Source organism: Novosphingobium sp. CECT 9465, from assembly GCF_920987055.1.
In the GTDB taxonomy this organism is placed as follows: Bacteria; Pseudomonadota; Alphaproteobacteria; order Sphingomonadales; family Sphingomonadaceae; genus Novosphingobium.
Genome location: NZ_CAKLBX010000001.1, coordinates 1,854,264 through 1,872,238 on the forward strand (window position 1 = coordinate 1,854,264; position 17,975 = coordinate 1,872,238).

Consider the following 17,975-nt stretch of genomic DNA (forward strand, 5'->3'; position numbering starts at 1 on the left):
GGCCATGACGAATCCGATCCTGCGAACGCTATCGCCCCTCACCCTTTTCCTCGCAAGCTGCGGCGCTTCGATTTCCGCGCAAGATGCCACCACGGCGGAACCGGACGCGGCGGGCCTTGCCGTTGCCGACATCGCCACGTTCGACGAACCGTGGGCCATGGCTTTCCTGCCCGGTACCAACATGGCGCTGATCACGGAGAAGAAGGGCAAGCTCAAGCTGTGGCGCGAAGGCGATACCACTACCGTAGACGTCAGCGGCGTCCCCGCAGTCGCTTACGGCGGACAGGGTGGCTTTGGCGATGTCGTCGCCGCGCCCGATTATGCGACGACCGGCATGGTCTATCTCAGCTGGGCCGAGGCGGGCCAGGGCGAAACGCGGGGTGCCGTTATCGGACGCGCCAAACTGGTCATGGGCGAAAAGCCCGGTCTTGAGGGGCTGACAGTCATCTGGCGCCAGGCCCCCAAGGTTTCGGGGCGCGGACACTATTCGCATCGCATGGCATTTTCGCCCGACGGCAAATATCTGTTCGTTTCATCGGGTGATCGGCAGAAGTTCACCCCGGCGCAGGATCTGACCGTGAACCTCGGCAAAATCCTGCGTCTCATGCCTGATGGCACCCCTGCGCCCGGCAATCCTTTTGCCGATAAAGGCGGCGTCTCGGCGCAGATATGGTCTTACGGCCATCGCAATGTGCTTGGTCTGGTCTTTGCGCCCGACGGCCGCCTGTGGGATATCGAGCATGGACCTGCGGGAGGCGATGAAATCAACCTGGTCGAACCTGCGAAAAACTATGGCTGGCCGCTGGTTTCCGATGGCGATCACTATGATGGCAAGCCGATCCCGCGCAACGCCACACGGCCCGACCTCGCCCAGCCCGCAATCACCTGGAATCCGGTGATCGCGCCGGGTAACATGATCCTCTACACCGGCAAGACGTTCCCCGAATGGCAAGGCCAAGGCCTCATCGCGGGCCTTGGATCGGGCGGCATCGTGCGCGTCGGCATCGAAGGCAGCAAGGTGCGCGAACTCGAACGCATCGACCTTGGCAATCGCATCCGAGAGATCGAACAGGCGCCCGACGGATCGATCTACGTGCTGGAGGACGGCGAAGGCGCAAAACTGCGCCACATCACGCCCAAGCGTTAAAACCCTGACGACCAGCGCAGGGCAAGGCCCGCATCGTTTGGCGCGTCCACGAAGTGGCCGGGTTGGCGTCGCCAGAACAGGCTTGTCGAAACCAGCCCCCCACCCACAGGCGCAGACCACGCCGCTTCGGCTGCGATCTCGCGCCCTTTGGGGGCGAGCGACAGCGGAACGTGTCGAAAGCCTGCGGTCATTGTCTCATAGCTCCAGCTGACAGGCAGGTTGAGCGACAATCCTCCGCTTTCCACGCGAAGCGGTTGCGAAATTCGCAGGGCGAGCCGGTCATCGGCAAGAAGTGCCCCCTCGCGGGCGATGTCGACCGACCACGACGACGACACGAGGCCCGATCGCGCATCGGCAATCTCGCCACCGTCGATCCATGTACGACCGACATTGGCCATCCCGGTCAGGCGCCAACGCGGGCTGACGTGCCACATGATCCCCGGTTCGAACATCGCGGTCGTTGCTCCGCCGCCGCCCAGCACATCGGCAAAGCGCGCGCCCAGTACGCTGCGCTCCTCGCGCATCAGGCCCAGTCCCATCCACCAGTCCAGTTCACCGCGCCGCTTGCCATCGATCACCATCCCGAACCGGGTCAACCGGTCCGTGCGCAGGTTTCGTACAGTTGCCGCAACCGGCAGTTCCGCGCGCTCGGCGCTGACGGTCACGCCCAGCCCACCAAGGCGATAGCGCGCGGCAAGGCCGATTGTCGGACGTTCGCCAAGGCTTGTGCCCATCCCCGCCACCAGAAACGACGGTTCGATACGCCGCTGCAATTGCGCGGCCATGCGGTTCCCCGCCACGTTCCAGCCCAGCGCCAGATCGAGCGAAGGCGCAAGCCGGGTGACAAGGCTGGACGCGAGCACTCGTGCCCGCTCACGCTCTCCCGCAGCCATGCGCAGGGGCACGGCACCAAACCGGCGATCGATGGTGAACGCCAGCGAAGTGCCGTCTGCCTGCAACGACACGGGCCTCGTGGGTACACTGAGCGCCTCTATCAAAGGCTGGCGGCGATGCGCCATGCGCAAGCCCTGTGCAAGCTCGATACCATAAGCGCGGCCATAACCATCGAGCATGATCGAGCCGAGCGCGGCCGAACTGACCGCATCACCCATCGCACCGCTGGTCGTCCCGGCCAGACTTTCAAGCGAGATCGCCACATTGGTGCCGGCGATGCTGGTGCTGCCCTGTGGCGAAAACGCACGGGCAATATCGAGTATGCCGCGACCGTATATCGGATCGGTCCCCTCGGCACCCGCATCGCGCGCCGTTGACAGCAAAAGGCTGACGATCTGTTGCGCCGTGAGATTGGGAAACGCCTGCGCGAGCAGCGCTGCCGCGCCGGAAACCTGTGGCGCGGAAAAGCTGGTGCCGTTGACCAGCGTGACAAACTCGCCCTCGGCGGTCGTGGTCCTTTCGATCTCGCCATTACTGTAGACGCAACAGACTCCCTCCCCCTGCGCCATCAGGACGGAAGATGCAGAAGTGCCGGGCTTGTTGCTGAAATCCGATACAACGCCAGCCTGATCGACCGAACCCACGATGATCACATTGCCGCCGCCTGCCTGCAACAGCGAGACGGCAAAAGGATCGGGGTTGGCGGGATCGATACCCGCTTCGGTGCTGGTGCCCTCGTTCCCGGCAGAGACAACCACGACCAATCCCGCAGCCACGGCCCGTCCTACTGCCGCGCGCAACGTGGCGTCAGCTGCATCGCCGCCCAGAGAGAGGTTGACGACCCTGGCGCCCGCGCGCACGGCGGCATCCAGCCCCGCAGCGATGTTCGTGTCGGAAAACGTGCAGCCATCATCGCCCATGCAGGTGCCCGGCGTATCGGCACGCAGCATCTGCACGGTCGCGTTCCAGGCAATGCCCATCACGCCTGTACCATTGTGCGCCGCCGCTGCGACCAGAGCCACTTGCGTCCCGTGATCGTCTTCTGCATTCGTCAGCGCACGGCTTCCGGTAACATCGCGCGATGCTGAGGATATGCGGCCGGCAAACTCCGGGTTGGTCGTGTCCAGACCGGAATCGATAATTGCAATGGTCGTTCCCTGTCCGCTTGCGCCCGCTTCCCATGCGGTGATAGCGCCATGAAACGATGGTCCATCAGACCTGCGGTATTCCGAAGTGTTGAAGCTGACAGGCGTGGGTATCGGGGCTGGGGTCGGCGTTGGCGTGGGTGTTGGAACCGGTGTTGGCGTTGGCGTCGGCGCCGGTGACGGCGTACTCGCAACACCGCCGCCGCCACCGCACGCAGCAAGGCTCGCCATCAGCGCCAGCGCAGCCACCTGTCCGCCAATTCTCAACTGTTGCCCTGCCCGATCTCGCATTCCTCGATCCCGCCAAGATAGCATTGCTGAAGCCATACTGATAACCGGGCTTCCGTAAATGCCGTATGACACTGCATTGGACAGGAAACCTGCATGCCCTTCGATCCCACGCGCGTCGATTGCTGGATATTCGATCTCGATAACACACTCTACCCCCCTTCGACGCGCATGTTCAACCAGATCGATCTTCGCATGGGCGCGTTCATCGAAAACCTGCTGGGCTGTGATGCGGTTGAGGCGCGCCGTGTACAGAAGCTCTATTTCCACGATCACGGCACCACGCTTTCGGGCCTGATGCATTATCACGCGATCGATCCGCATGAATTCCTGGCCTTCGTCCATGATATCGACATGGCCCCGCTTGCCGCCGCCCCGCGCCTTGGCGAAAAGCTGGCCAACCTTCCGGGCCGGAAGCTGGTGTTCACCAATGGCGATGCCGATTATGCCGCCCGCGTCCTGGGCGCGCTTGGCCTGGCCGGAACCTTTGACGGATTGTGGGACATCCACGCGATGAACTATCGCCCGAAGCCCGAACCATCCGCTTATGCCGGACTGGTCGAAGCCTTTGCGATCACGCCCGAAACCGCCGTTTTTGTCGAGGACATGGCCTGCAACCTGTCACCCGCCAAGGCGCTGGGCATGCAGACCGTGTGGCTTGATCTTGCAACCGAATGGGGTGACCGGGCAAAGGATGACGCGGCCATAGATCTGATCATCGACGACATCGACGAATGGCTGGCAACGCTTGCCGATCAGGCGTCGCTGCGGTAGGCGGCGCGCGAATTCGCTTTCCCATCCTGCACCAAGACAGACACCCGACGGAGAAACACCATGACCGCGCACCTGGAAGCCGCCATCGAAGCCGCATGGGAAGACCGCGCCAATGTGAACCCCGCCAGCGACGACGTGCGCCAGGTGGTCGAGGCGGCGTTCGAACTGCTTGAAAGCGGCAAGGCCCGCGTCGCAGAAAAGGTGGACGGCCAATGGCAGGTCAACCAGTGGCTCAAGAAGGCCGTGCTGCTGTCGTTCCGTCTGAACGATAATGTCGTGATAGACGGTGGTTCGGGCGGTGCACCTGCGTTCGACAAGGTGCCGTCCAAATTCGCTGGCTGGGATGACGCCCGCTTCCGCGAAGCCGGTTTTCGCGTGGTGCCCGGCGCTGTCGCGCGCAAGGGGGCGCACATTGCCAAGGGCGTGGTGCTGATGCCCAGCTTCGTCAACATCGGCGCATTTGTCGATGAAGGCACCATGGTCGATACCTGGGCCACGGTCGGATCGTGCGCGCAGATCGGCAAGAACGTCCACATTTCGGGCGGCGCAGGCATTGGCGGTGTGCTTGAACCGTTGCAGGCTGGCCCGGTAATCATCGAGGACGGTGCGTTCATCGGTGCGCGGTCGGAAGTGGCCGAAGGCGTGATCGTGGGCGAAGGCGCAGTTCTTTCAATGGGCGTCTATCTTGGCGCATCGACCAGGATCGTCGATCGTGCGACTGGCGAAGTCCACATTGGCCGTGTACCGCCATATGCCGTGGTCGTCCCCGGTGCGATGCCAGGCAAGCCGCTTCCCGATGGCACACCGGGACCGTCGCTCTATTGCGCCGTGATCGTCAAGACTGTGGATGCGCAGACCCGCAGCAAGACCGGAATCAACGAGCTCCTGCGAGATTGAGCGACAATTGCCGCTACGTCGGCAAACGGCAGGCAGGAACAGCGCGCGTCTCCAAGCGTAGTTTAACCAAGCACGGTTACTACCGAAGGAGATGCGCCATGGAACGCCAAGGCCCCGAAACACATATCACCACCGAAGAAGCCCGCAGCGGTCAGGGCCTGAACGTCGTCCGCTGGATTCTCGCCATCAGTCTGTTTCTGGCAGTGGCGGCATTGACCATCATCTGGGTTACCGGTGCATTGGTAACACCACAATAAATTTTGAAAATGCCGGAAGGGGCGTTGTGACAATCGGTTGGAAACTCGATCGGACTCAACGCTCCGTCCTGCTTGATGCCTTTCCGCCGCGCTATGCCAACCTGGTGGCAGATCACGTCACCATCGCAGTGGACGGAACAAAACTTCCGCAATCCGCGATCAATCCCGTCCTCATCGGTCACACGGATGATGGAAAAGGTGTAGAGGCGATGATCGTGGCAATCAACGGTTCTACTTCGCGGCCCGATGGCAAGGTCTGGCATATCACTTGGTCCCTTGCCGAGGGCCGGGCAGCGCGCGAAAGCAATGATATTATCGCCGAATACGGCTGGCGTGAACTTGCGCTGCTGCATTTGAAGCTCACGCCTGCGCACTGGTGATTGACCTTGATGGGGAATGCAGCAATGGTCATTGCATGCTGCAAAACGCCAGGATGCTTGAAAGCTACATCAAGCCTCTGTGCGCAAAGCAGGGCAGCCGGGGCGGGCTGGTGTTCTTGTCATGATGCGGCAGCTGTTTCGCACCGTTCTGGCTCTTGCCTATTTTGCGGCGGGGGTGATTCACATTATCGCACCCCGCCCGTTCCTTTCGATCATGCCGGATTGGGTGCCTGTGCCCGAAGCGGTTGTGTTCTGGACCGGGATAGCAGAGATTGCGGGTGCGGCGGGATTGTTGCAGTCGCATTCGGCATCGTTACGCCGCGCTGCGGCAATCGGCCTTGCTTTGTACGCAGTCTGCGTTTTTCCAGCCAACATCAATCATTTCATGCTGGACATGGCACGGCCCGATAACGGCGCGGGGTTCGGCTATCATGTTCCACGCATGTTCATTCAACCACTGCTGGTGTGGCTGGCGTTGTGGGCAGGCCATGTAACCGAATGGCCTTTCCGCACACAAGGCACCTGAAGTCGTGTGGGTTGCTGGCGGAAAGATAATCACCGACGCGGCCCGCTGATGCGCTTTTGCTGGTCATTCTGCGCGCGCAATGGCACGGACGCGTGAAATTCGGGGGGCAAGACATGAGCAATGACGAAGACTACGTCTATGACGATGATAGCGGCGAATGGATGACGGCAGCGGAACTGGCCGCCCGGCAATCGGCAGCGAATACCGTCGAGGTGCGCGATGCGGTCGGCAATCTGCTGGCCGACGGCGATCAGGTCACCCTCATCAAGGATCTGGAGGTCAAGGGTGCCGGGCAAACGCTCAAGCAGGGAACCCTGATCAAATCGATCCGTCTGACCGGCGATGCGCAGGAGATCGATTGCAAATATCCGGGAATCAAGGGCCTTGTCCTGCGCGCGGAATTTGTTCGCAAGCGATGACCTGCAGCATGGGCGGACGAAGGAATTTGTAGGTGTTGCTCCCTAAATGAGAGCCAATGCCTCGCACACAGAATCAACCATCCTGTTGATTTATAAAGAACCTTGGGCAGCAGTTGCAAAACGAACAACCGGAGCGCCCGCAATTACAATTGCCGCATTGCGCTCACCCTCTATGCTGCAATGCAACAAGATAAGGGTGCTGAAGGCAATCTTTCCTTGTCCATCAGGAGACATTGCCATGTTTAATGCTTCGTTCGCAATCACCGCCGCCGCCCTTCTGCTCGCCGCCCCGGCTGTCGCCAGCGCAGCAGAATCCGAAACCGGAAGCTTCACGCATCAGGGCGTGAAGTATGATTACACCGCTGAACAGCAGGGTGAAGTCAAGGTTCTCAAGGGTTCTGCCTATGCCGGCAAAGTGCCTTTCGAACTCCGCGTGACAAAGCGCACCGTTACCGGCCGCTTCAATGGCCGTCCTGTTGCGTTCGACGTCAAGGACATCAAGCCGCTGACAAGCAAGGCGGCAACGCTCGCCGATTGAAAGCGTAGCAATACGGGGCTTCCCCGCGATTTTGCCACACGCAATACCGTGCGCAATATCAAGGCAAGTGCGAAACCCGTAAGCCGCATCAGCTTTCCGCTGGCCCGGTAGGATCACGGGGCGCTCCGCAAGGGGCGCCCCGTTTCCGTTTATGACACAAGGGCCGGAACCTGCACCGCTCTCCACCATTTTGATCGATGATGGATTGAACGGTGGAAGCAATGCTCAAGATGAAAAAGGCCCTGACCTGCGTCGTGGCAATTGGTGTCCTCGTCGGCATCGTATCCGCGCAAGCGGTGCCCACGAAACTCGTGTCTGTGCAGGACCGTCGATCAGAGATTGCGGCCGCAGAAGACTATCCCGAAATCGTGGCGGTGAGTTACGATGCCATGACCGGTCCCTATTTTGCGCCCAGGGCGTATACTGCGATCGCACCGATTATCCGCGAGCCAGCCTTTGAAGAGCTGGTCGAGCCGGAAGATGAATATCAGGCAGTGGATCAACCATTGTATGATTCTGCGGTGGAAGCAGGTGACTATGCCCGCAGCGAGGCCCGAACCGAACGGGAAATCGTGGAGGTGCAGGACCCGCCAGTTGAACTATTCATCGAAATCTGAAACGGCGTCACCCTCTCGGCCCGCCCAGCACCCGAACATCCAGACCGCTTCCGGCATCTGTGGCACCATGGCGTTCGCGGATCACTCCGCATTCAGCCTTGATCGCGGCATCGTCGAGATCACGATCAATCACGTAGCGGGCGATCACCATGCCGTCTGATACATCGGTCACGCAAATATAGCGGATTGCCGATTGCGCCGACAATTCATCGAGATCGATTCCGTCTGCAAGCGTCCACGATTTCCCACCATGTGAATGGATGGCACGGTCGCAATAGCGGCATGTTGACAGGAGCATGCCGTCCTCACCCCGATGCTTTCGGGAAGACGGCACATGGATGCGCGAATACCAGCAGTGTGTAAGGGTATGGGATGTTGCAGGCCGGATCAGCATTGTTACACCATCAGGCAATATGGTGAAAATCGCGGCAACGGTGATGTAAGGGAATTTGCGCGGGCGGGTCGATGGGGCGTCAGGCAAGCGTTACGAAAATTTCCGCGATGAGAAGCCACTCTTCCCGGACATTTCGCCATTTTGCGGCATAAGCGCCCGATGCCGAAGGCGCAGCCTGATCGTCGGCAATCCCCCGCCAACGGCCATACTCCATGGCAACAGGTTCCACCGCGGAGGCAATGACGGTTTCGGTGGTGCGGGTATAGACAGTGCGCGGCGTTGCGGAAAATTCGCGTTTCCAGGCAAGGGATTGCGCCTTGCGACCGGAGATCACGGCGCTATCCGTGCCGGCGATCATCACAACGTCGGGCGAAAGTATCGCGTTGATCGCGGTAAGATCGGCTGCGGCAATGGCGCGATTGAATTCAGCGCGGCGCAGGCGAATCTGGATTTCGGCAGTCATCGACAAAGGATCATTCCCGGCGGCGAGCGATAGGTCCGGCCGCCGGGAATGTTTTTCAAATCAGGCCGAAGCGAGATTGACGGCCGAAGCCTTGCCATTGCGGCCGGTTTCGACTTCGTAGCTGAGGCGCTGGTCGCGCTCAAGCGTGGCCATGCCGGCTGCCTGGACGGCCGAGATGTGCACGAAGCTGTCAGTGCCGCCGTTGTCAGGCTGAATGAAGCCATAGCCCTTGTCGGTATTGAAGAATTTCACGGTGCCTACTGGCATGAGCTGTTCCTTTCGAGAACGATGGTTGCCCGGCCGCAAAAGCGCGAACGGGCCGTGCGTCGGATCGTCATTCGAAAGGAAGTCGTCGTCAAAAGCCGCCAGTGCCGACCCGTAAAGGCCCGAAAAGGCGGAGATTTTCTGCCGAAGTCCGTTGGAAAGTTCAACGTCAGCAACGGCCCACTAGCACGCTCACCATGCTTTTCCTAATCATTCCGGGATGGCGCGGGGCAAGCCGACGGGGTGGAGTACCGCCCTGCCGCATTGGCGCAGGGCGGGATTAGCGGTTATGCAACCGGGATGAACGATTCCCCGATCATCCTCATCGATGGCGATGCCTGCCCGGTGAAGGAAGAGGCCTACAAGGTCGCATTTCGCCGCAATGTGCCCGTCACCGTCGTCAGCAATTCACCGTTCCGGGTGCCGGTGCACCCACTGGTAAAGCGGGTGGTCGTCAACGATGGATTCGACGCCGCCGACGACTGGATTGCCGATGCTGCGCATGCAAAATCGGTCGTCATCACTGCGGACATCCTGCTGGCCGGGCGCTGCCTGAAAGTCGGCGCGCATGTGCTCTCGCCCGCGGGCAAGCCTTTCACCACAAGTTCCATTGGCAGCCAGATTGCAACGCGCGCGATCATGGCCGATCTGCGCGCGGGCGGCGACATCATTGGCGGCCCTGCCCCGTTTTTCAGGACCGACCGTTCACGCTTCCTGCAATCGCTTGATGAGGTGTTGGCGCGGCTTTCGCGTTAACGTTCGCTATTGCCCGGCAAAGCGCCTAGCCCCACCGCAGGGCAACCGCCCGCCGGAGAACGATAATGGCGAAGAGCCAGAAGAAATCGAGCAAGGAAATCCGCAAGCCAAAGGCGGAAAAGCCCAAGAAACTCAACGCGTCCAATCCGTCGCAGAAGCCGGGCGTGGTGGCCGGGCTGGATAACATGAAGCGGACGTGAGCGGCGAAGACTGACCGGCGCTCTCGCCCCCTCCCGCGAACGGAAGGGGGTGACCGGCATCAGCGGCAGCGGACGTTGCTGCGATTGCTGCGGTTTCCGCTATCGACCGCTGCGCCCACCGCAGCTCCACTGATGCCGCCAATGATGGCGCCCAGAACCGTGCTGTCACCAGGAGCGATGATCGCGCCCGCCGCAGCGCCACCCAGACCGCCGACGATCAACCCGGTCGAGCCGTCCGAACGGCGGCAGTAATAGCGATTGTCCCGCCCGCGATAGACGCGATCTTCATACGACAACTGCCGTTCGCGATAGCGCGAATTGTTGCGATAGTAACGATCCGCCTCATAGCGGCCATAACGAGGATCGGGATTGTTGTAATCGTAGCGTCCATTCTGTTCGTAATAGCCGCGATCGTAATATCCCCATTCGTCGCCATTGGCGTAACCGGGGCGATCGTAACAGCCATTGCTGGCGCAGGCTCCGGTCAATGTGGCGGCTGCGAGTGCGGTGAGCATCAGGGCCTTGTTCATGGCGCCTTCTCCGTTGCTTGAGCGGGGCGCGATGACGCCCGTTGTGTTTATCGCAATGGATGGCGGGCATGGACGTTCCCGAAAGTGGCAGGCGATGGTTGCGCGGCGAAGGCCGATTGCTTAAATCAGGACGGGCATGACCCCGATTTCCTTTCGATCCCGCCTGCGCGCATTCCAGACGATGCGCGGCGATCCGCCAGAGGCGGGGTTCATCGCCGATCTGGAATTCCTCGAAAACCGTGATCTTGACCTGTCGGTGCGGCTTGGCGCGATGCTGGGGTTCAATGCGCTGCTGATCACCATCGGCACACATCCGATATCGGCCAGTCCCGGCGCGCCGCTATCGGTGGATGCGGCAAGCCAAGGCGCGTTGGTGCTCGCCAATCTGGTTGCCCTGGCGCCGTTGGTGGTGTCCTGCTTCCTCGCCTTGCGCGCAATGCTGTTGGGTGAAGAGTTCGACGCCGATGGCCTTGAAGGTGATGCCGCGCTGCGCCAGCGCCTGTTCGCCAGCTTCGTCCATTCGATCGACGCCCAGGCCCGCCTGCTCCGCCACGCGATCCGCTGGACCATCGCAGGCGGCGCGCTGACGCTGCTGGTGTGGGCGGCGATCTTGTTTGAGAAGGTGGTTTAGCGCTGGCAGCGCCCCACACATCGCGTCGTCACCCTGACCTTTTTTGGCAATTATCCCACAAAGGGTCGCGTCTCTTTCGCCATGCTGAACTTGTTTCAGCATCTATCTCTCGCCACGAACCGCCGTATGTGGGGATGGATGGACCCTGAAGCAAGTTCAGGGTGACGGGTTTTGGGGCGTTGTTTGGGCTGGGTTTGTGTTTGGGGAGGGCCACCACCCCCAACCCCCTCCTCTGAAGAGGAGGGGGCTTTTTTGTTGGGGCGACGTCGCCCTGCACACTCCGCTGCGACTAAGACTTGCTGTGCAAGCCTAAGTCTCGCTCCCCTCCCCCCTTAGACAGGCTCAGGATGAGCGGGAGGGGTTGGGGATGGGGTTGGCCTCAGTCGTGTTCCCGTCCCCCTGCGCCGATGTAGAGTTCGCGGCCGCCTTCGTGGTACTTTTCGCTCATGGCTTTCATGCCGGCTTCGGCGTCTTCAGGCGTAAGGGCGGGTGCCCCTCCACCATGCTGCGCATGGTCCCCCTCCCCGGTCGGGGAGGATGCGGCGAGGAAGGAGGTGGGGTCCTGGTTCTGCTTGGCGGCGAATTCGCGGACTTCCTGGCTGATCTTCATCGAGCAGAACTTCGGGCCGCACATCGAGCAGAAGTGGGCGGTTTTGGCGCCTTCTGCGGGCAATGTCTGGTCGTGGTATTGCTCGGCTGTTTCGGGATCGAGTGACAGGTTGAACTGGTCGCGCCAGCGGAATTCGAAGCGGGCCTTGCTGAGCGCGTCGTCGCGGACTTGGGCCGCGGGATGGCCCTTGGCGAGATCGGCGGCGTGAGCGGCGAGCTTGTAGGTGATCACGCCGACCTTCACGTCATCACGGTCAGGCAGGCCGAGGTGCTCCTTGGGCGTCACGTAGCAAAGCATCGCGGTGCCGTACCAGCCGATTTGCGCCGCGCCGATGCCGCTGGTGATGTGATCGTAGCCCGGCGCAATGTCGGTGACCAAGGGGCCGAGGGTATAGAACGGGGCTTCGCCGCAAGCCTCAAGCTGCTTGGTCATGTTCTCCTTGATCTTGTGCATCGGTACATGGCCGGGGCCTTCGATCATGACCTGCACATCTTCGGCCCAGGCGCGCTTGGTGAGTTCACCCAGGGTGTAAAGTTCAGCGAACTGCGCTTCGTCGTTGGCATCATAGATCGAGCCGGGGCGCAGACCGTCACCCAGGGAATAGGCGACGTCGTAGGCCTTCATGATCTCGGTGATTTCATCGAAGCGTTCATAAAGGAACGATTCCTTGTGATGCGCAAGGCACCACTTGGCCATGATCGAACCGCCACGGCTGACGATCCCGGTCATGCGGTTGGCGGCAAGCGGGATGTACGGCAGGCGCACACCCGCGTGGATGGTGAAGTAATCGACGCCCTGTTCGGCCTGTTCGATCAGGGTATCGCGGAACACTTCCCACGTCAGGTCTTCGGCCACGCCGCCGACCTTTTCGAGCGCCTGATAGATCGGCACGGTGCCGATGGGCACGGGGCTGTTGCGGATGATCCATTCGCGCGTATCGTGAATGTTGCGGCCCGTGGAAAGGTCCATCACGGTGTCCGCGCCCCAGCGGATCGACCAGACCATCTTGTCGACTTCGTTGGCCACATCGGATGCGACGGCGGAGTTGCCTATGTTCGCGTTGATCTTGACGAGGAAGTTGCGGCCGATGGCCATAGGTTCGGATTCGGGGTGATTGATGTTGCTGGGGATGATCGCGCGGCCACGGGCGACTTCATCGCGCACGAATTCGGGCGTGACGTAATCGGGGATCGAAGCGCCCCAATCCTGGCCGTCGCGGATCAGCGCTTCCCTGGCCTGCTTGCGGCCGATGTTTTCGCGGATGGCGACATATTCCATCTCCGGCGTGATGATGCCCTTTCGCGCGTAGTGCATCTGGCTGACGTTGGCGCCGGCCTTTGCGCGCAAGGGGCGCTTGACCACGTTGGGGAATGCAGGGACGCCGGCGGAGCGGTCCGGGCCTTTGAGACCGTTGTCTTCGGGCTTGATCTCACGCGCGGCGTAATCTTCCACATCGCCCCGCGCGATGATCCAGTCCCGGCGTAATTGGGGCAGACCGGCAGCGATGTCGATGGTGGCAGTCGCATCGGTATAAGGACCGGACGTATCATAGACGCGCACCGGCGGTTCGCCGCTGGAGGGTTCAAGGCTGATTTCGCGCATGGCGACGCGCACATCGGGGAAGCGCAGGCTTTCGACGTGGATCTTGCGGCTGCCACGGATCGGGCCGGTGGTGACGCCGATCTCAAGCTTGGAATTGATGTCGGCCATGCGCTCATCCTTGTTCTGGACGGAACGGGGGCGCAGGTCCTTCGACAAGCTCAGGATGAGCGGACCTCCCTCCCTCCGCCCGTGCTAACGGGTTCAGGTTCGACGGGTCGGGCAGCGTGACCTGCCCCTCTCAGCCAGCACTGGCTCCCCGGGGTATGAGGGGCTTTTAAGCACAGTAAGGGCGGACGGCAACCGGGCATTGCTTGCTTGGTGTGTCTTTCCGTTGCCGCGAACCCGAACGTCCGCTTTTCATCTGATCGCGGTCAGCATCGCTTCCGTCGGCATTCAATAAGGCTGGCGGCAGCACTGAAGGGGCCAGAGCTAGGCAATGAAGGACTTTTGATTGCTGCGCCTGAGAAAAAGTTCTTCAGCCACCCGTTGCAATGACGCATTTTGAGTTTTTAACGAGAATGAGTTGCAATAGCATTGACTCTTGCGATTCACTCGCATTAAAGGCGCGCATCATTTGATGGGAGCCTGCCGTGCTGCACCACCTGCGTTGTTCGTCCACGATTTCGTTTCCCGCCCTGCTGACAGCCCTGCTGCCGTCGCTGGCGCTGGACATTTCCCCGGCATGGGCCATCGAGGCCGAAGAACCTTCAACCCGGATTACCGTGATCGGTGAAAAGGCGGAAGGTGTGACGCGCGGGGCGACCGGGCTGCCGCTGGCGATCGTCGATACGCCGCAATCGGTAACGGTGATCGATCGCGATGTGATGGACGATTTCGCGTTTGACGAGGTCAACGATGTATTGCGCTACGTTACCGGCGTGAATGTCGAGGAGGTTGAAACCGACCGCACTTATTACAACGCGCGCGGCTTCGACATTACCGAAGCAATGGTCGATGGTGTGCAGATCCCGAACATCTGGGGGCCTTCGATCGGATCGCTCGACACCGTGGCGTGGGATTCCATCGAAGTGGTGCGCGGAGCCAACGGACTGCTTTCGGGCGTGGGCAACCCTTCGGGTACGATCAATTACCGGAGGCGACACCCCACCGGTGAGCGCCGCATTTCGGGTGAACTGACCGCCGGATCATGGAACCGGGTGCGCGGTGAAATCGATCTGGATACACCGCTGACCGCCGATGGAAGCTGGGCGCTGCGGATCGTGGGCGCTGCGCAGAATTCGGATTCGTACCTTCGCGATTATCGCACCAGCCGCAGCGCGGTCCAGGGTGTGCTGGATGGACGGGTGACTGACACGGTGAGCGTATCGCTGGGCTATACCCGCCAGCAGAGCAAGGCGCGCGGGGTGATGTGGGGCGCACTGCCGCTGCTCGACAGCGAAGGCGAACAACTCGACTGGGATTTTTCCACCTCTACCACACAGGACTGGACCTATTGGAACAATACCGACCAGACCGCCTATGGCGAAGTGACCTGGGCGTTTGCGCCGGGCTGGACCGCCCGGACCCATCTGACGCGGCGGATTACGGATGAACCGTCACGGCTGTTCTACACCTATGGCACGCCAGACGCAGAGACGGGGCTTGGGCTTTACGGCTATCCGGGCGGGTATGAATCCACGGCGCGCGGGTGGATCTGGGACAACAGCTTACAAGGTACGTTCCAGCTGTTCGGGCGCGAGCACAAGCTGAACGTCGGTTTGCAGCGCACCTGGGCCGATTTCGAGTATCTTTCGTTTCCGGTGCCGGGGACCGATCCGGCATGGGGCGCGTTGCCTTCGCTGGCGAGCGGATGGGACGGAACCGAAGTGCCCTTCCCCGCTTTCGGTGCGGCGGTGCAGAGTTCCGACATATCCGACAAGCAGTGGCGCGTACGCGGGGCAACCGATCTGGAATTGACCGACCGGCTCAACCTGATCGTCGGGGCCAACTACGTTGACGTCAGGACGACCGGATACACCTTTGGCGTGAGCGCGGCGCGCAGCGAGAATGCGGTCAGCCCGTTCGTGGGCGCGACCTTTGCCGTGGTGCCGGGCGTCAATCTCTATGCAAGCTATACCGACATCTTCAATCCGCAGAAGGAACTGGGCACGGACCTGCGCCCGGTGGGATCGGCCAAGGGCACGAGCTGGGAAGCGGGCATCAAGGGCGAAACGCCGAACAAGGCGCTGTTCGGATCGATCGCGCTTTTTCGCGCCGAACAGAACAACCTGGCCGAAGCCGCGGGATACAACGTGGAACTGGGGCAAACGCTTTACAACGGGATCGACGTGCGCAGCCAGGGCATCGAGGCTGAAATCGGCGGGCGGATTGCGCCGGGGCTGACTGTGCAAGGCGGCATGACGCATCTTTCGCTGGAAGGTGCAGATGACAGCGCGGTTCGCAAATATGTGCCGCGCACCACGGCCAACCTGCTGGTACGGTGGGAGCCGGTGGACAGGCTGCAACTGGGTGCCGCAATGCGCTGGCAGGATGATGTCTCGATCACCAATGCACTCGGCACGATCCGGCAGGATGCCTATGCCACGCTGCAATTGCAGGCGGGGTATCGGTTAAGCGAAAACGTCAGCTTCAACCTGAATGTTGCCAATGCCACCAACCACAAGCACCTGACCAGCCTGTACTGGGATCAGGCACTGATTGCCGCGCCCCGCAATGTGACGGGATCGGTCAGGATGACGTTCTGATGGCAAGTCGCGTTGCTGCCTTTGCGCCTTCGCGGTGGCTGGCGCTTCCCCGCCGCGCGTTCTGGGTGATGGCCCATCGCTGGGCGGGGCTTACGCTGGCACTGTTTCTGGGCGTGGCCGGGCTGACCGGATCGCTGCTGCCGTGGATAGAGGAACTGGAAGCGGCGACGGCGCCGGGATTGCACAACGCGCAATGGGCGGGGGCGCCCGATCCACTGGTTGTTCGCGATAAGGTTCTGGCGCGCTATCCGGGGGCGGCGGTGGATTTCCTGCCACTGACGATCGAGCCGGGCAAGGCGCTCAGATTGCACCTGCACTGGCTTGACCCAAAAACCGGGCTTGAACGCGAACACGGTCCGGGCATACCCGATTGGGATGATATTTTCCTCGATCCGGTGACCGGTGCGGAACAAGGGCGGCGCCAATGGGGGGCGATCGATCAGGGCATCAAGAACCTGATGCCGTTCGTCTACCGGCTGCATTACAGCCTGGCGCTGGAGACTTTCGGCCTGCTGGTGTTCGGCATTGCCGCGCTGGTGTGGACGCTGGATTGCTTCATCGGATTTTACCTGACCCTTCCGCCGCGCATGGTCAAATCGGTACACGCGCCATTCGTTCAGCGGTGGCGGCCAAGCTGGCGGGTGCGCTGGCGGGCAACGCCCTACAAGCTGAACTTCGATCTGCATCGCGCAGGCGGGTTGTGGCTGTGGCCGCTGCTGCTGGTATTTGCGTGGTCGAGCGTATCGTTCAACCTGCCGCAAGTGCATGTGCCAGTGATGCGCGCGCTGGGGGCTGAAGATCCGCGCATGGTCCTGTTCGACAATACGCTGCCCAGCCCACGCAACGCGCCCGCGCTCGATTTCCGCGAGGCGACCGCGCGAGGGCAGGAACTGGCGGAGCGCGTGGCGCAAAGCCATGGGCTTGGTGTGCGCGAGGATGGCGAGCGCTGGATCTGGCATGTGCCCACAAGCGGCATGTATGTTTATGGCTTCACCACCGATGCGGACATCGGCCACCATGGCGGAGGGACGCGCGTGGCGTTCGACAGCAACACCGGGGAACTCAAGGCGGCGGAAATTCCAAGTGGGGTGAACGGCGCGAACACTTTCACCAACTGGCTGACCGCACTGCACACCGCCCATGTGTTCGGCCTGCCTTATCGCGTGTTCGTGAGTGTGCTGGGGCTGGCAGTGACGATGCTGAGCGTGACCGGTGTGGTGATCTGGCTGAAGAAGCGGTCGGCGCGGGCAGGCCGTGCCTTGCGATAGCCTACCCCGCTGCCTGCCACTGGCGCACGGACTCTACCGGCGAGACGAGCATCAGCACGTTGAGCGTCAGGTTATCGCGGATCATCCAGAGCGTGAACGCTTCGAAGATGAGCGCGATCATGACGGTCAGCAGTGCAGGCACACGGGCAGCGAAAAGGAAGCCCAGCGTCATGAAACCCATGTCGGCGGCAGAATTGAGCACGCTGTCGCCCGAATAGCCCCACGAGATCGTTACGGCACGGTAGCGATCGATGATGATCGGTGAGTTTTCGAGGATTTCCCATGATCCCTCGACCAGAACCGCCAGCATGAGCGCCCATTTCGATGAAAGCGCTTCGAACCCGAACCTGCGCCAGATGACATGTGCCGCGCCATAGAACAGGAAGCCGTGGATTACGTGGCTGAAGCTGTACCAATCGGAAATCTGCTGGCTGTTCTCGGCCGATTCGACCACGCCCTGCCATAGCCGGACCGTACCGCAGGGACAGATCGGCGGGCGGTGCATGCCCAGCAATATGATGACAATGCCGAGCGCCATGCCAATCGCAGCGATGGTGCCAGCCCGATCCGGCAAAAGCTGCGGTTTTACATTGTTCATTCTGTCCCCCGATCCCCTGACCTTTCTGACGTGTGCCGAAGCGGTGCACAAGGGCATGGTTGCACCGGCAAC

21 protein-coding genes and 1 riboswitch are annotated in these 17,975 nt (G+C 61.3%); of the genes, 14 read left to right on the forward strand and 7 right to left on the reverse strand.

Annotation, left to right across the window (positions count from 1 at the left end):
• Positions 1 to 4: 4 nt before the first annotated feature.
• Positions 5 to 1,147: a PQQ-dependent sugar dehydrogenase gene (locus LUA85_RS09045; RefSeq protein ID WP_231468930.1), complete on the forward strand. Its 1,143-nt coding sequence runs from the start codon at positions 5 to 7 to the stop codon at positions 1,145 to 1,147.
• On the opposite strand, the gene LUA85_RS09050 is transcribed toward LUA85_RS09045, so the two are convergent.
• Positions 1,144 to 3,477 (reverse strand): S8 family peptidase, encoded by a 2,334-nt coding sequence (locus tag LUA85_RS09050; protein WP_231468932.1) that lies wholly within the window; start codon positions 3,475 to 3,477, stop codon positions 1,144 to 1,146. The two genes, LUA85_RS09045 and LUA85_RS09050, sit on opposite strands and share 4 nt — an antisense overlap.
• A 93-nt stretch (positions 3,478 to 3,570) precedes the next feature.
• Here LUA85_RS09050 and LUA85_RS09055 point away from each other — a divergent pair, with 93 nt between their 5' ends.
• From LUA85_RS09055 to LUA85_RS09090, 8 genes are all read left to right on the forward strand, one after another.
• Positions 3,571 to 4,248: a pyrimidine 5'-nucleotidase gene (locus LUA85_RS09055; protein WP_231468934.1), complete on the forward strand. Its 678-nt coding sequence runs from the start codon at positions 3,571 to 3,573 to the stop codon at positions 4,246 to 4,248.
• A gap of 60 nt (positions 4,249 to 4,308) precedes the next feature.
• Positions 4,309 to 5,145: a 2,3,4,5-tetrahydropyridine-2,6-dicarboxylate N-succinyltransferase gene (dapD, locus tag LUA85_RS09060; protein ID WP_231468936.1), complete on the forward strand. Its 837-nt coding sequence runs from the start codon at positions 4,309 to 4,311 to the stop codon at positions 5,143 to 5,145.
• Between the two features lie 98 nt (positions 5,146 to 5,243).
• On the forward strand, positions 5,244 to 5,402 hold the full coding sequence (locus LUA85_RS09065; protein ID WP_231468939.1) for a hypothetical protein: 159 nt from the start codon (positions 5,244 to 5,246) through the stop codon (positions 5,400 to 5,402).
• Between the two features lie 26 nt (positions 5,403 to 5,428).
• Positions 5,429 to 5,782, forward strand: a complete 354-nt coding sequence (locus LUA85_RS09070) for a hypothetical protein (protein ID WP_231468941.1) — start codon at positions 5,429 to 5,431, stop codon at positions 5,780 to 5,782.
• Between the two features lie 121 nt (positions 5,783 to 5,903).
• On the forward strand, positions 5,904 to 6,308 hold the full coding sequence (locus LUA85_RS09075) for a DoxX family protein (RefSeq protein WP_231468943.1): 405 nt from the start codon (positions 5,904 to 5,906) through the stop codon (positions 6,306 to 6,308).
• Between the two features lie 113 nt (positions 6,309 to 6,421).
• Positions 6,422 to 6,727, forward strand: a complete 306-nt coding sequence (locus LUA85_RS09080) for an alkylphosphonate utilization protein (protein ID WP_231468945.1) — start codon at positions 6,422 to 6,424, stop codon at positions 6,725 to 6,727.
• 46 nt (positions 6,728 to 6,773) lie between these two features.
• On the forward strand, positions 6,774 to 7,265 hold the full coding sequence (locus LUA85_RS09085; protein WP_231468947.1) for a hypothetical protein: 492 nt from the start codon (positions 6,774 to 6,776) through the stop codon (positions 7,263 to 7,265).
• A 230-nt stretch (positions 7,266 to 7,495) separates the two neighbouring features.
• Complete coding sequence (locus tag LUA85_RS09090) at positions 7,496 to 7,882, forward strand: hypothetical protein (RefSeq protein WP_231468949.1); 387 nt, start codon at positions 7,496 to 7,498, stop codon at positions 7,880 to 7,882.
• 7 nt (positions 7,883 to 7,889) lie between these two features.
• On the opposite strand, the gene LUA85_RS09095 is transcribed toward LUA85_RS09090, so the two are convergent.
• From LUA85_RS09095 to LUA85_RS09105, 3 genes are all read right to left on the reverse strand, one after another.
• Positions 7,890 to 8,180, reverse strand: coding sequence for a hypothetical protein (locus tag LUA85_RS09095; RefSeq protein ID WP_231468950.1), 291 nt, complete (start codon positions 8,178 to 8,180; stop codon positions 7,890 to 7,892).
• 175 nt (positions 8,181 to 8,355) lie between these two features.
• Positions 8,356 to 8,745, reverse strand: coding sequence for a nuclear transport factor 2 family protein (locus LUA85_RS09100; RefSeq protein WP_231468952.1), 390 nt, complete (start codon positions 8,743 to 8,745; stop codon positions 8,356 to 8,358).
• A 54-nt stretch (positions 8,746 to 8,799) separates the two neighbouring features.
• On the reverse strand, positions 8,800 to 9,006 hold the full coding sequence (locus tag LUA85_RS09105) for a cold-shock protein (protein WP_183612510.1): 207 nt from the start codon (positions 9,004 to 9,006) through the stop codon (positions 8,800 to 8,802).
• 297 nt (positions 9,007 to 9,303) lie between these two features.
• Here LUA85_RS09105 and LUA85_RS09110 point away from each other — a divergent pair, with 297 nt between their 5' ends.
• Both LUA85_RS09110 and LUA85_RS21610 read left to right on the forward strand, forming a co-directional pair.
• A complete protein-coding gene (locus LUA85_RS09110; RefSeq protein ID WP_231468954.1) occupies positions 9,304 to 9,759 on the forward strand; it encodes a YaiI/YqxD family protein in 456 nt (151 codons plus the stop codon).
• A gap of 65 nt (positions 9,760 to 9,824) precedes the next feature.
• Positions 9,825 to 9,959, forward strand: coding sequence for a hypothetical protein (locus LUA85_RS21610; protein WP_256448243.1), 135 nt, complete (start codon positions 9,825 to 9,827; stop codon positions 9,957 to 9,959).
• 59 nt (positions 9,960 to 10,018) lie between these two features.
• On the opposite strand, the gene LUA85_RS09115 is transcribed toward LUA85_RS21610, so the two are convergent.
• Positions 10,019 to 10,489: a hypothetical protein gene (locus LUA85_RS09115; RefSeq protein ID WP_231468956.1), complete on the reverse strand. Its 471-nt coding sequence runs from the start codon at positions 10,487 to 10,489 to the stop codon at positions 10,019 to 10,021.
• 136 nt (positions 10,490 to 10,625) lie between these two features.
• Between LUA85_RS09115 and LUA85_RS09120 the strand changes: the two genes are divergently transcribed.
• On the forward strand, positions 10,626 to 11,120 hold the full coding sequence (locus LUA85_RS09120) for a hypothetical protein (RefSeq protein WP_231468958.1): 495 nt from the start codon (positions 10,626 to 10,628) through the stop codon (positions 11,118 to 11,120).
• 379 nt (positions 11,121 to 11,499) lie between these two features.
• Here LUA85_RS09120 and thiC read toward each other — a convergent pair whose 3' ends face one another.
• The gene (thiC, locus tag LUA85_RS09125) at positions 11,500 to 13,440 is read right to left on the reverse strand and encodes a phosphomethylpyrimidine synthase ThiC (RefSeq protein ID WP_231471813.1); all 1,941 of its coding nucleotides are present in this window, start codon (positions 13,438 to 13,440) and stop codon (positions 11,500 to 11,502) included.
• Positions 13,441 to 13,493: 53 nt separating this feature from the next.
• Positions 13,494 to 13,601: riboswitch (TPP riboswitch) on the reverse strand.
• A 321-nt stretch (positions 13,602 to 13,922) separates the two neighbouring features.
• On the opposite strand from thiC, the gene LUA85_RS09130 reads away from it, so the two are divergent.
• Together LUA85_RS09130 and LUA85_RS09135 are read left to right on the forward strand one after the other, a co-directional pair.
• Positions 13,923 to 16,037 carry a TonB-dependent siderophore receptor gene (locus tag LUA85_RS09130; protein ID WP_231468960.1) on the forward strand — a complete coding sequence of 705 codons (2,115 nt, stop codon included), beginning with the start codon at positions 13,923 to 13,925 and terminating at the stop codon, positions 16,035 to 16,037.
• On the forward strand, positions 16,037 to 17,305 hold the full coding sequence (locus LUA85_RS09135; protein ID WP_231468962.1) for a PepSY domain-containing protein: 1,269 nt from the start codon (positions 16,037 to 16,039) through the stop codon (positions 17,303 to 17,305). Before LUA85_RS09130 ends, LUA85_RS09135 begins: the two co-directional genes overlap by 1 nt.
• A 1-nt stretch (position 17,306) precedes the next feature.
• Here LUA85_RS09135 and LUA85_RS09140 read toward each other — a convergent pair whose 3' ends face one another.
• The gene (locus LUA85_RS09140) at positions 17,307 to 17,903 is read right to left on the reverse strand and encodes a DUF2585 domain-containing protein (RefSeq protein ID WP_231468963.1); all 597 of its coding nucleotides are present in this window, start codon (positions 17,901 to 17,903) and stop codon (positions 17,307 to 17,309) included.
• Between the last annotated feature and the right edge of the window lie 72 nt (positions 17,904 to 17,975).

Bases quoted from the DNA above. Each gene is read 5' to 3' on its own strand.
- thiC (WP_231471813.1), bottom strand. From the start codon at position 13,440: ATGGCCGACATCAATTCCAAGCTTGAGATCGGCGTCACCACCGGCCCG.
- LUA85_RS09095 (WP_231468950.1), bottom strand. From the start codon at position 8,180: ATGCTCCTGTCAACATGCCGCTATTGCGACCGTGCCATCCATTCACAT.
- LUA85_RS09115 (WP_231468956.1), bottom strand. From the start codon at position 10,489: ATGAACAAGGCCCTGATGCTCACCGCACTCGCAGCCGCCACATTGACC.
- LUA85_RS09055 (WP_231468934.1), top strand. From the start codon at position 3,571: ATGCCCTTCGATCCCACGCGCGTCGATTGCTGGATATTCGATCTCGAT.
- LUA85_RS09085 (WP_231468947.1), top strand. From the start codon at position 6,774: ATGAGAGCCAATGCCTCGCACACAGAATCAACCATCCTGTTGATTTAT.
- LUA85_RS09080 (WP_231468945.1), top strand. From the start codon at position 6,422: ATGAGCAATGACGAAGACTACGTCTATGACGATGATAGCGGCGAATGG.
- LUA85_RS09045 (WP_231468930.1), top strand. From the start codon at position 5: ATGACGAATCCGATCCTGCGAACGCTATCGCCCCTCACCCTTTTCCTC.
- LUA85_RS09050 (WP_231468932.1), bottom strand. From the start codon at position 3,477: ATGCGAGATCGGGCAGGGCAACAGTTGAGAATTGGCGGACAGGTGGCT.
- dapD (WP_231468936.1), top strand. From the start codon at position 4,309: ATGACCGCGCACCTGGAAGCCGCCATCGAAGCCGCATGGGAAGACCGC.
- LUA85_RS09135 (WP_231468962.1), top strand. From the start codon at position 16,037: ATGGCAAGTCGCGTTGCTGCCTTTGCGCCTTCGCGGTGGCTGGCGCTT.
- LUA85_RS09065 (WP_231468939.1), top strand. From the start codon at position 5,244: ATGGAACGCCAAGGCCCCGAAACACATATCACCACCGAAGAAGCCCGC.
- LUA85_RS09120 (WP_231468958.1), top strand. From the start codon at position 10,626: ATGACCCCGATTTCCTTTCGATCCCGCCTGCGCGCATTCCAGACGATG.
- LUA85_RS21610 (WP_256448243.1), top strand. From the start codon at position 9,825: ATGGCGAAGAGCCAGAAGAAATCGAGCAAGGAAATCCGCAAGCCAAAG.
- LUA85_RS09110 (WP_231468954.1), top strand. From the start codon at position 9,304: ATGAACGATTCCCCGATCATCCTCATCGATGGCGATGCCTGCCCGGTG.
- LUA85_RS09105 (WP_183612510.1), bottom strand. From the start codon at position 9,006: ATGCCAGTAGGCACCGTGAAATTCTTCAATACCGACAAGGGCTATGGC.
- LUA85_RS09075 (WP_231468943.1), top strand. From the start codon at position 5,904: ATGATGCGGCAGCTGTTTCGCACCGTTCTGGCTCTTGCCTATTTTGCG.
- LUA85_RS09090 (WP_231468949.1), top strand. From the start codon at position 7,496: ATGAAAAAGGCCCTGACCTGCGTCGTGGCAATTGGTGTCCTCGTCGGC.
- LUA85_RS09140 (WP_231468963.1), bottom strand. From the start codon at position 17,903: ATGAACAATGTAAAACCGCAGCTTTTGCCGGATCGGGCTGGCACCATC.